11 protein-coding genes are annotated in these 11,575 nt (G+C 66.2%); 7 read left to right on the forward strand and 4 right to left on the reverse strand.

From position 1 onward, the window contains the following. Positions 1 to 21: 21 nt before the first annotated feature. On the forward strand, positions 22 to 2,088 hold the full coding sequence (locus AC5Y6Y_RS20830) for a prolyl oligopeptidase family serine peptidase (protein ID WP_473139425.1): 2,067 nt from the start codon (positions 22 to 24) through the stop codon (positions 2,086 to 2,088). Here the strand turns inward: AC5Y6Y_RS20830 and AC5Y6Y_RS20835 are convergent, their stop codons facing one another. Next, positions 2,089 to 3,447 carry a DUF2254 family protein gene (locus AC5Y6Y_RS20835; protein WP_473139426.1) on the reverse strand — a complete coding sequence of 453 codons (1,359 nt, stop codon included), beginning with the start codon at positions 3,445 to 3,447 and terminating at the stop codon, positions 2,089 to 2,091. Positions 3,448 to 3,588: 141 nt separating this feature from the next. Between AC5Y6Y_RS20835 and AC5Y6Y_RS20840 the strand changes: the two genes are divergently transcribed. The 5 genes from AC5Y6Y_RS20840 to AC5Y6Y_RS20860 all read left to right on the forward strand — a co-directional run bounded on the left by AC5Y6Y_RS20840 (position 3,589) and on the right by AC5Y6Y_RS20860 (position 6,542). Then, positions 3,589 to 4,221, forward strand: coding sequence for a DedA family protein (locus AC5Y6Y_RS20840; protein WP_473139427.1), 633 nt, complete (start codon positions 3,589 to 3,591; stop codon positions 4,219 to 4,221). A 42-nt stretch (positions 4,222 to 4,263) separates the two neighbouring features. Beyond that, a complete protein-coding gene (locus AC5Y6Y_RS20845; protein ID WP_463825613.1) occupies positions 4,264 to 5,175 on the forward strand; it encodes a crotonase/enoyl-CoA hydratase family protein in 912 nt (303 codons plus the stop codon). Positions 5,176 to 5,240: 65 nt separating this feature from the next. Next, positions 5,241 to 5,690, forward strand: coding sequence for a DUF5078 domain-containing protein (locus tag AC5Y6Y_RS20850; RefSeq protein WP_473139428.1), 450 nt, complete (start codon positions 5,241 to 5,243; stop codon positions 5,688 to 5,690). Positions 5,691 to 5,692: 2 nt separating this feature from the next. Next, positions 5,693 to 5,941 carry a hypothetical protein gene (locus AC5Y6Y_RS20855; RefSeq protein ID WP_473139429.1) on the forward strand — a complete coding sequence of 83 codons (249 nt, stop codon included), beginning with the start codon at positions 5,693 to 5,695 and terminating at the stop codon, positions 5,939 to 5,941. 277 nt (positions 5,942 to 6,218) lie between these two features. Beyond that, positions 6,219 to 6,542, forward strand: coding sequence for a hypothetical protein (locus AC5Y6Y_RS20860; protein WP_473139430.1), 324 nt, complete (start codon positions 6,219 to 6,221; stop codon positions 6,540 to 6,542). A 21-nt stretch (positions 6,543 to 6,563) separates the two neighbouring features. Here the strand turns inward: AC5Y6Y_RS20860 and AC5Y6Y_RS20865 are convergent, their stop codons facing one another. The 3 genes from AC5Y6Y_RS20865 to AC5Y6Y_RS20875 form a co-directional block, all read right to left on the reverse strand. Next, positions 6,564 to 9,494, reverse strand: a complete 2,931-nt coding sequence (locus AC5Y6Y_RS20865) for an MMPL/RND family transporter (RefSeq protein ID WP_463825609.1) — start codon at positions 9,492 to 9,494, stop codon at positions 6,564 to 6,566. Beyond that, entirely contained in the window at positions 9,491 to 10,015 is a 525-nt protein-coding gene (locus tag AC5Y6Y_RS20870; RefSeq protein ID WP_463825608.1) for an MmpS family transport accessory protein, read from the reverse strand. Before AC5Y6Y_RS20870 ends, AC5Y6Y_RS20865 begins: the two co-directional genes overlap by 4 nt. A gap of 138 nt (positions 10,016 to 10,153) precedes the next feature. Further along, the gene (locus AC5Y6Y_RS20875) at positions 10,154 to 10,840 is read right to left on the reverse strand and encodes a TetR/AcrR family transcriptional regulator (protein ID WP_463825607.1); all 687 of its coding nucleotides are present in this window, start codon (positions 10,838 to 10,840) and stop codon (positions 10,154 to 10,156) included. 263 nt (positions 10,841 to 11,103) lie between these two features. Between AC5Y6Y_RS20875 and AC5Y6Y_RS20880 the strand changes: the two genes are divergently transcribed. Next, complete coding sequence (locus AC5Y6Y_RS20880) at positions 11,104 to 11,535, forward strand: MmpS family transport accessory protein (protein ID WP_463825605.1); 432 nt, start codon at positions 11,104 to 11,106, stop codon at positions 11,533 to 11,535. Positions 11,536 to 11,575 lie beyond the last annotated feature (40 nt).

Here is an 11,575-nt window from a genome sequence, read left to right on the forward strand (position 1 = left end):
CGCCGGGACCACAATGGGTTCATGTCAGCTGAAGCTCCCGACGACCCCTACCTGTGGCTGGAAGACGTCACCGGCGAGGAGGCGCTGGACTGGGTACGCGCGCGCAACGAGCCCACCACGGCCGAATACTGCACCGGCGACTTCGAGACGATGCGCGCCGAGGCGCTGGAGGTGCTCGACACCGACGCGCGCATCCCCTATGTGCGCCGGCGCGGCGAATACCTCTACGACTTCTGGCGCGATGCCGCCAATCCCCGGGGGCTGTGGCGGCGCACCACGCTGGACAGCTACCGCACCGACGCACCCGACTGGGACGTGCTTATCGACGTCGACGAACTGGGCCGCGCGGACGGTCGGAACTGGGTGTGGGCCGGGGCCAACGTGATCGAGCCCGAACTCACCCGCGCGCTGGTCAGCCTGTCCCCGGGCGGTTCGGACGCGGTGATCGTGCGCGAATTCGACATGCTGACCCGCGAATTCGTCACCGGCGGGTTCGAGCTGCCCGAAGCCAAGTCGCAGATCGACTGGGCAGATCCGGACACCGTCCTGGTGGGCACCGACTTCGGTCCGGACTCGATGACCGAATCCGGCTACCCGCGCATCGTCAAGCGGTGGCGGCGCGGTACCCCGTTGACGGAGGCGGAGACCCTGTTCGAGGGCGAACGCACCGATGTCAGCGTCGGCGGATCCACCGACCGCACCCCCGGCTTCGTGCGTACCATCGTCGGTCGCTCCCTGGACTTCTGGAACCGGCAGCGATACGAGCTGCGCGGCGCCGAGCTGCTGCCCATCGAGGTGCCCAGCGACGCCAGCAGCATGTCGGTGCACCGCGAATGGCTGCTGATCGACCTGCGCAGTGACTGGACGGTCGGCGACACCACCTACCGGGCCGGGTCGCTGCTGGCCGCCAGGTACGACGAGTTCCTCGCCGGTACCAGGGATCTGAGTGTGGTGTTCGAGCCCGACGAGCACACCTGCCTGTACCACTACGCATGGACCAGGGACCGGCTGCTGATCGTCACGCTGGCCGACGTCGCCAGCCGCGTCGAGATGGTGACACCACCCTCGCGTGACGACCCGCCGCGCCCGGCGTCGCCGCCCTTGCGATCGTCACCGGGCAGCTGGCAGCGCGAACCGATCACGGGCATCCCCGACTCGGCCAATACCGTGGTCGTGGCGGCCGACGACACCGGCGCCGAATTCTTCCTGGATTCCAGCGGGTTCACCGCACCATCGCGGCTGTTGCGCGGCACCGGCCCCGCCGAACTCGAACCGATCAAATCCGCGCCGGCCTTCTTCGACGCGGAAAACCTCACGGTGACACAGCATTTCGCGACCTCGGCGGACGGGACGGCCATCCCCTACTTCCTGGTGCGACCCGCCGGGATCGACGGCCCCGGCCCGACGCTGCTGTACGGCTACGGCGGTTTCGAGACGGCCAACACGCCGGGCTACAGCGGCGTACTGGGCCGGTTGTGGTTGGCCCGCGGCGGAACCTACGTGCTGGCGAACATCCGCGGCGGCGGCGAGTACGGCCCCGGCTGGCACACCCAGGCGATGCGCGAGGGGCGACACAAAGTGGCCGAGGATTTCGCGGCGGTCGCCGACGATCTGGTGCGCCGTGACATCACCACCGTCGGCCAGCTCGGCGCCCAGGGCGGCAGCAACGGCGGGTTGCTAATGGGGATCATGTTGACCAAGTACCCGGAGAAGTTCGGTGCGCTGGTCTGCAACGTGCCGTTGCTGGACATGAAGCGCTATCACCTGCTGCTGGCCGGCGCCTCGTGGGTGGCCGAATACGGGGACCCGGACAACCCGGACGACTGGGCGTTCATCTCCGAGTATTCGCCGTACCAGAACATTTCGGCCGACCGGAGCTATCCGCCGATCCTGTTGACGACCTCGACCCGCGACGACCGGGTGCACCCCGGACACGCCCGCAAGATGACCGCCGCCCTACAGGCCGCCGGTCACCGGGTCTGGTACTACGAGAACATCGAGGGCGGGCACGGCGGGGCGGCCGACAACGAGCAACTCGCGTTCAAGTCGGCGCTGACCTACTCGTTCCTGTGGCGGATGCTGGGTTGATCAGCGGTGCTCGGGCACCCGGTTGTCCAGGTCCGCCTCGATGCGCTTCAGTTCTGCCGCGACCTCGCCGTGCCCGTTGTCGCCGAGCGCCCGGCCCAGTTCGCTCAGGGCATGCTCGAGTTCCGCGGTGCGCGGGTGCTGCGCGACGGTCGTCAGCGTGTTGCGCACATGCTGGGCCGCGGTGCGCTGGTGCTCGGCGGACAGCGTAGGTAGCGCCTTGGCGTAGACGTTGAGCACCTGGGCGCACGTCTGATGCTGACCGCCCACGATGGCGGCGGCCGCGACGCTCGACAACGCCTTCAACACCTCGCAGATCGTGTCGTACCGGTACACCACCGCCAGGTCGTCGCCCTTCGGGCCGGGGGTTTCCTCCTGCGCCCAGTGGGCCAGCAGCGCATGCAGCCCGTCCACCGTCACCAGGGCCGCCTCGGAGTCCCGCTGGGTGGCCGCGCCCCATCCCATGCTGGACAGCTGGTGCACCCCGTAGGAGGGCTCCCGGGTGAGCTGGCGCTCCCGGCCGCAGCACAGGGCGTCCAGGACGACATCGGCCAGCCGCTCGCGCTCGTCGTCCCGCGCGGCACGCACCGTCGCCAGGTCGGTCCCGGTGACCATGTGCGATCCCAGCTTGGCGTTGAACTCGATCTCGGCCGGTCCCTGGGCGGACTGCAGGGCGCGGTCGAGCAGGTCCAGGTCGATGTCGACCAGGTATCCGGTGCAGCCGGAGCGGACGGTGCGGCCGGGCAGGTGCGCGAGCAGCGGTTGCGACCGCACCCGGCGCAGCCAGTACAGCTGGTGGGCGCGGGTGGCGATGGTGACCTGCACGATGCGCTCCACCACCGACGGCGGCCGCAGTTGGTCGAGCACCAGGTAGCCGAACACCACCAGCCCCATCAGGGCCAGCACGCTGAGTATCAGCGCCGCGACGGTGCTGAACACGGCCTGTTGCGGATCCACCAGCGTCAGCACCACGACGTAGTACGCCGACAGGCCGGCGAAGTAGCCGAAGAAGGTCTGATTCACCCGACGGCTGAGAAACTGTTCCACCACCACCCAGGTGAAGACGTCGGACATCCGCTGCACCAGGGTGAGCAACAGGACGAACGTGATCGTCATCAAGGTGAGCATCCCGGGCGCCACCGTGCGCAGCATCGACTGGTTCTCCTGCGGCGGTGCCACTTTGGCCAGCAGGTGTTTTGCCGGTTGCAGCCAGCTCACCTCGTTACCGTCCAGGACGCTGTTGAGGATCGCCAGCACGATGAAGCCGGCGATGATGGCCAGCGGCACGCCGAGGAATTCATGCAGCGCCCGGCGCACCCCGCTCTCCCGCCGGGGCCGGGCGTTGTTCGAATTACGGCGCATAAGTCCTAGTCACCCCTGTCCGAGCGCGGACATCCTGCTTGTGGCTGGTACCCGGTCGACGGCCCGGTGAACCAGGCATCGTGAGGTTCGCCTCTACCGCCACACGTCTAACACCGCGGCTCTTTGGGCACCCTGGAAGTCATGTCATCGCAGCTGCCGGGTGTCTTCGAGTCGCTCGGCCCCACGTTGGACAAGTTCGGGTACGCGGCGGTGATCGTGCTGGTCGGGCTGGAGGGCGTGGGCATCCCCCTGCCCGGTCAGATCATCCTGATCACGGCCGGCATGTACGCCGGTGCCGGCCACCTGCACGTGGCCCTGGTCATGGTCGCGGGATTCCTGGCCGCCGTCGTCGGCGACAATGCCGGATACGCCATCGGGCGGTTCGGGGGACGTGAGCTGGTGCTGCGGTTCGGGCGCTATGTGTTCCTGACCGACGAGCGGCTGGCCAAGACCGAGCGCTTCTTCGAAAAGCGCGGCCCCATTGTGGTGCCGCTCGGCCGGTTCGTCGACGGGCTGCGCCAGGCCAGTGGCATCGTCGCGGGGCTGGCCCGCATGCCGTGGCGGCGCTATCTGGGCTATAACGCGATCGGCTCTGCGGTGTGGGTGGCGATCTGGGTGCTGGCCGGATACCTGGCCGGCAACCACATCGCAGCGCTCTACGAGTACTTCCAGCCGTACGAGAAATACCTGCTGGTGGCGGCCGCGGTGCTGTGCATCGCGGCGGTGATCGGGTGGGCGCTGCGGCGCCGGGCCCGCGCCGCTGCCGAATGCTGAGGTTCTTGACATCGGCGTCCGGCACCGGCTTCGCTTCGCGCTATGACACCCGAGTTCCAGACGCTGCTGTACTCCACCGCCGGTCCGGTGGCCACGATCACACTGAACCGTCCGGAGCAGCTCAACACCATCGTCCCGCCCATGCCGGACGAGATCGAGACCGCAATCGGCCTGGCCGAACGCGACCAGGACGTCAAGGTCATCGTGCTGCGCGGTGCCGGCCGCGCGTTCTCCGGCGGCTACGACTTCGGCGGCGGTTTTCAGCATTGGGGCGAGGCGATGATGACCGATGGCCAGTGGGACCCGGGCAAGGATTTCGCGATGGTCAGCGCCCGCGAGACCGGCCCCACGCAGAAATTCATGGCGATCTGGCGCGCCTCGAAACCGGTGATCGCGCAGGTGCACGGCTGGTGTGTCGGTGGTGCCAGCGATTACGCGTTGTGCGCTGACCTGGTCATCGCCAGCGAGGACGCGGTGATCGGCACCCCGTACAGCCGGATGTGGGGCGCCTACCTGACCGGCATGTGGCTGTACCGGCTGAGCCTGGCGAAAGTGAAGTGGCATTCGTTGACGGGCCGGCCGCTGACGGGTGTCCAAGCCGCCGAGGTGGAGCTGATCAACGAGGCGGTGCCGTTCGAGCGACTGGAGGCGCGGGTCGCCGAGATCGCCGCGGAACTGGCGCAGATCCCGCTCTCGCAGCTGCGGGCGCAGAAGCTGATCGTCAACCAGGCTTACGAGAACATGGGCCTGGCGTCCACTCAGTTGCTGGGCGGCATTCTCGACGGACTGATGCGGAACACCCCGGATGCACTGGACTTCATCCGGACGGCACAAGCGCAGGGGGTGCGCAGCGCCGTCGAGCGCAGAGACGGCCCGTTCGGCGACTACAGCCAGGCGCCGCCCGAGCTGCGGCCCGATCCCTCACACGTGATAATTCCTGATCGCAGTGGGTAGTGAGATGAGCTACAGATTCTCTCCCGGCATCCCGTCGGCCTCCTGGAAGTGCTACGGTAATCAATATGTCTCGGCTCAGTAACAGCCTCCGCACCGGCGCCTTGGCGCTATTTCTCGGCGTGGCCGCCGCGGTGTCCCCTGCGACCGCGTCCGCCGACTCCACCGAAGACTTCCCGATCCCGCGCAGGCAGATCGCGACCACCTGTGACGCCGAGCAGTACCTGGCGGCGGTCCGCGACACCAGCCCGGTGTACTACCAGCGGTACATGATCGACTTCAACAACCATGCGAACCTCCAGGAAGCGACGATCAACAAGGCGCACTGGTTCTACTCGCTGTCGCCGGCGGAGCGCCGCGACTACTCGGAGAACTTCTACAACGGCGACCCGCTGACCTTCGCCTGGGTCAATCACATGAAGATCTTCTTCAACAACAAGGGTGTCGTCGCCAAGGGCACTGAAATCTGCAACCAGTACCCGCGTGGCGACATGTCCGTCTGGAACTGGGCCGGATAGCGGTGCGCAAACTCGTCGCGCTCGCGGTATCGGCGGCGGCCGTTCCGGTCGCCCTCCTCATCGGGAGTGCCCCGGCGCACGCCGACAGCGATCTGGGCAAAGCGTGCTCGCCGGAGGGCGCCAAAGTGTGGGGAAAACCCGGTCCCATCTACTGCCAGCGGCAGGCAGACGGACAACTGCAGTGGGTGTCCATTCCCGCGTCGGCGATGTGTGTGGCGTTCTGCGTGATCGACCCGACAACCGGACCCTAGCTTCACGGCATTGTCCCCCGATCGGGGGACCCGGAATTCATCCTGTCGGTGACCGTTTGGCGGATGTTTCGAACCTCTGACCAGCGGGAAGAATCGTAGTGGTCAGAAAAGTACGGTTTTCTTAGGGTGCCATAACTAAGGGAACGCGGATAATCACATGCGGCCGACCCTTGCCCGGACGGGTTGAAGGTACCCATAATGGACACTCCGGCCCAGCCAATTTCCGCAATACGTGCAAACGACGGATGCAACTGTGGTACGGGAGCTGGAGGTCATCATGAGCCAAACGACTGGCAACGGGATCCCTGGCACGCTCGCGGCCCTGGACTGGCAAACGATCACCTGTCAGTCCGACTCCGGGTGCACCAACCGGGCCAGCTACGTTGTGCACCGGCACGCGGTGGACGAATGCAACCATCCGCAGGTCGACCCGTTCGGCAATATCGTCGAAATCCTGTGCATCGCCTGCCTATGGCACGCTGAGGCCGAGGTGCTGGTCCAGGTCGGCCAGCTCGCGCGCACGTCCGGCACCTACTGCCTGACCTGCGGCGCCCCGGTGTCCGAGTTGCGCGACATCATGCGCGACGTCGCCGCCCTGTAGGCGCGGCGGCGCCCGGCGTATTCAGCGCTTCTTGACCAGCCCGCCCGGCGGGTGTTCGTCGACGTCGTTGAGGATCAGCTGGCGCACCGCGCGACGCGGTCCGTACGGGCGCAGCATGGTGCTGGCCGGGCGGGGGCGCACATGTTGCGGCCACCAGAACCAGCGCCCGAGCAGGGTGGCCACGGACGGCGTCATGAACGACCGCACGATCAACGTGTCGAACAACAGACCGAGCGCGATCGTCGTACCCACCTGCGCCATGACTTTCAACGGGCTGAAGGCAAACGTCGCCATCGTCGCGGCGAAGACCAGACCCGCCGAGGTCACGACGGAGCCCGAACCGGCCATCGCGCGGATCGTCCCTGTCTTGAGCCCGGCATGGATCTCTTCCTTCAACCGCGATATCAGCAACAGGTTGTAGTCCGAGCCGACCGCCAGCAGCAGGATCACCGCCATCGCCAGCACCATCCAGTGCAACTTGACGCCGAGGATGTACTGCCACAAAAGGACCGAGAGTCCGAACGAGGCGCCCAGCGACAGCAACACCGTGCCGACGATCACAATGGCCGCCACGACGCTTCGGGTGATCACCAGCATGATGATGAAGATCAGGGTGGCCGCGGCGATTGCCGCGATCAGCAGATCGATGTTGGACCCGTCGTGCATATCCTTGAACGTCGCGGCGGTACCGCCGAGGTAAACCTTGGCGCCCTCCCAGGGCGTGCCCTTGATCGCCTCGTGCACGGCCTGCTTGATCGGCTCGATGTGGCGGATGCCTTCCGGGGTCGCCGGGTCGCCCTCGTGGGAGATGATCAACCGGACCGCATGCCCGTCCGGCGAGATGAACTGTTTGAGTCCCCGCGCGAAGTCGGGGCTCTGGAACGCCTCCGGCGGCAGATAGAACGTGTCGTCGTTCTTGGCCCGGTCGAACGCATCGCCCTGGGCGGTGGCGTTGTCGGCCTGCGCCCTCGCCTGCTGATTGAGACCCATGGTGGTCGCGTAGTTCGACATGATGGTGTCGAGATTGCGTTGCTGGCTCTCGATCTGCGGCGGGATCAGCTCCACCAGCTTGGGCTGGATCGCATCCAGCCGGTCCAGGTTGGCGCTGAGGCTCAGGATGTTCTGCGCCACCTGGTCGATCCCGTCCAGCGCATTGAAGATGGACCGTAGCGCCCAGCAGATCGGAATGTCGTAGCAGTGCTTCTCCCAGTAGAAGTAGCTGCGGATCGGCCGGAAGAAATCGTCGAAAGTGGCGATGTCGTCGCGCAACGCTTCGGTGATCTTCACGGTTTCTTTGGTGAGCTTGGTGGTCTCGTGCGTGGTGTTGCTGAGGTCCTGGGTGACCTGCATCTGCTCGTGCAGGGTCGCCATCGTCTTGCGCAGCTCGTCGGCCTGGTTCAGCAGGTTTTTCGCCTGCTCGTCCTGATAGTGCTGGGTCTGCAGGCGGCTGGCGGCTTGCGCACCCATCTGGAATCCGAGGGTGCTGTGGTCCAGCGGCGTGCCCAGCGGCCGGGTGATGGTCTGCACCCGGCCGATGCCGGGAATGTGGAAGACGGCCTTGGCGACTTTGTCCAGGACCAGGAAATCGGCCGAATTACGCAGGTCGTGGTCGGTCTCGATCATCAATAGCTCAGGATTGAGCCGGGCCTGGTCGAAGTGCCGGTCGGCGGCCGCGTACCCGACGTTGGCCGGCGTGTCCGCCGGCAGGTAGTGCCGGTTGTCGTAGTCCGTCTGGTAGCCGGGCAGCGCGAGCAGACCGACCAGCGCGACCGCGATGGTCACCGCGAAAACCGGTGCGGGCCAACGGACGACGGCGGTGCCGATGCGACGCCAGCCCCGGGTCTGCAGCGTCCGCTTCGGATCCATCAGCTTGAAGAACGACGCGACGGTCAGCAGTGCCGGGCCCAGCGTCAACGCCGCCAACACCGCGACCAGCATGCCGACCGCGCACGGCACGCCCAGCGACTGGAAATAGGGCAATCGGCAGAAGCTGAGGCAGTACATGGCGCCGGCGATGGTCAGTCCTGACCCCAGCACGACGTGCGCGGTGCTGTGGAACATGGTGTAGAACGCGTCTTCGCGGCTCTCGCCCAGCCCGCGGGCCTCCTGATAGCGGCCCACCACGAAGATCGCGTAGTCCGTACCGGCGGCGATGGCCATCAACACCAGCATGTTGTTGGCGAAGGTCGACAGCCCCATGATCCCGTAGTTGCCCAGCGTCGCGACGACACCGCGGGCCGCGGCCAACTCGATGAAGACCATGGCCAGCATGATCAGGACGGTGGCTATCGATCGGTAGACCCACAGCAGCATCACGATGATCACCACGAAGGTGATGAGCGTGACGACCATGACGCCCTTTTCCCCGGCGTGGGACTGGTCGGCGAACAGCGGGCCCGCGCCGGTGACGTAGGCCTTGATCCCCGGCGGCGCGGGCACCGAGTCCACCATCTTGCGCAGGGCTTCGGCCGACTCGTTCGCCAGGCCGCCGCCCATGTTGCCGGCGAGGTACACCTGGACGTACGCGGCCTTCTGGTCGTGGCTCTGGGAGCCTGCCGCCGTCAGCGGATCGCTCCAGAAATCCTGGACGTGCTGAACGTGTTTCTTGTCCTGCTCGATGCGCCGGATGATGTCGTCGTAGTAGCGGTGCGCCTCGGCCCCGAGTGGCTTGTCGCCCTCCAGCAGGATCATGGCCGAGTTGTCGGAGTCGAACTCTTTGAACTTCGATCCGACCTTCATCATCGATTGGAAGGACGCTGCGTCCGTCGGACTCATCGACACCGAGTGGGTCTTGGCGACCACCTCCAGCTGCGGGGCCACGGTGTTGGTCACGAACACGATGCCCAACCAGATCAGCACGATCGGCAACGCCAGCCGGTGGATCATCCGCGGCAGGAACGGCGGGATCAGCGGCTGTTCGACCCGCGGCGGCGCTTCGGTGGTCTCGCTCATGCGGACTTGTCCAGGCAGTAGACGAACGCATTCACCGTCTGCTCGGGAGGCGAGTGGTTCGGCGCCTTGATGACGTCACCGCGGCCGTCGTTGTTGTTCACCAGGAAGCGGCAGGCGATCCAGCTGCCGGTCCCCTGCGCTATCAAGTTGGCCGGGATCCCGGGCTTGGTCGACTTCAATACCGTATTCCAAGGTAGGGGCACGTTGAGCGCCTGCTGGGGGTGGGAGTTCTCGTCGAGATAGTTGATGGTCGCGGTGCTGCCCGGTGCACCCCAGACCTCGAGGGTGATCGTCTTGGGGTTGAACTGGTCGATGACGTCACCGGAGGAGCCGCCGCCGAACGAACCCTTGTGGACGCCGAAGATGCCGTGCAACCGGTGCACGACGAAGCCCGATAGGGCGACGACGGCCAGCACGGTGAGGACGAGCCAGAACCGGGTGATGAGGCGGGCCAGACGTCGGCGCTTGGGCGGCCGCTGAGTCGCCGTCTTCTCGTTGCGAACGGAGTCCGGGGTCGTCATCTGGTCAGTCCTTGGCTCGGTCGTCGTCATGGGCGCTGTCCTAACCGATACGAGAACCGCCAACTGATTAGCCTGAGAGTCAACTTAGGTACCCTAACCTAATGGAGGCCGTGGCCTTCGCCAATACGAGCGACGACGTCATCGGGACCCCGTGAGGGTGCCGATGCAGGTCGCGGTGAGAACCCGGGTGAGCGCCGAGGCGAAGTCGATGTTCCATTCGGGCGGCAACACCTCGGGCTCCTCTGCGTAGACGTCGGAGATCTTCGCCGGCGGGTTGGCGATCTGCCAGAACGCCGCGGCCAACGAGTAGGCGGCGATCAGGATGTCGAAAGCTCCCGGACGCCCGAGCGCCGGCAGTGCCTGTTCGATCGCGTCGGCCAGGGCGATCGCGGCGGCCGAAATGGTCCGCCGGATCTCGATGACCCGTTCGATCTCGACCTCGTGCTCGAGATGCAGGTGCAGATTGGCCAGCAGGTCGCAGAACAGCGGGTCGGCGGCCAGTCCGTTGGCCAGCGTCTCGGCCACCCGGTCCGGCGTCATTGCCCCGGGCTGGGCCAGGTTCTCGCACACCGTGCCCGACCACCGCACCCATCCCTCCGCAGCCAGGTGCAGCAATACCTCTTTGTGTGAGGTGAAATAGCGGCGCACGGCGGAGTAGTGGATGCCGGCCCGGCTGGCCACGGCGGTCAATGTCACCGATGCGACACCGGTTTCCAGGGCCAGCGACCGCGCGGCCTCTACCAGCGCCGCCGCCCGTTGACGCTTGTTTTCCTCGGTGCGGGCGCGCCGAAATGCGAGTTGCGCCACCGGCAGAGGATAACGCACGACATGTGATTTGCATAACGCACGTAGTGTGATTTGTGCAGGTGGCAGGCATCGGACCCGCCTTGTTACGCACGTGATATGCGTTACAATCCAGTGCGCGAGAGGAAGGAGTGGACAGTGCCGTCCGTCGCCGTGATTTACTTAGGCAAGGCTTAGTAGTTCCGCTCGACAGGGCCGCCCCGGGACATGCGGCGTCGAGGCGGTGGGCCGCCGCCGGTCGCGGTCGCCGAAATTCACATACCAACGGGTGAAGGGGATCTGCGATGTTCAGGCTGCTGTCGCGCGCGTGGATTCCACTGGTCGTGCTGGTGGTGGTGGCGGTGGGGGCCTTCGTGGTCTACCGGGTACACGGTTACTTCGGCTCGGAGAAGCGCGAAACCTACGCCGACAGCAACCTCAAGAACCCCGAGCCGTTCAACCCCAAGCGCATCGTTTACGAGGTGTTCGGTCCGCCGGGTACCGTCGCGGACATCAGTTACTTCGACGTCAACAGCGATCCGCAACGGGTCGAGAATGCCCGGCTGCCCTGGTCGCTGCACATCAGCACCACCAAGGCGGCCATGGTGGGCAACCTTGCGGCACAAGGCGATAGCGACAGCATCGGCTGCCGCATCCTGATCGACGACGAGGTCAAGGCCGAGCGGGTCAGCAACAGCGTCAACGCGTTCACCTTCTGTCTGGTCAAGTCCGCGTGACCACCACCTACGCCCCCGGCGCGCCGGCGCCGGGGCCCGC

The sequence above is a fragment of the Mycobacterium sp. NGS24 genome (assembly GCF_059813065.1).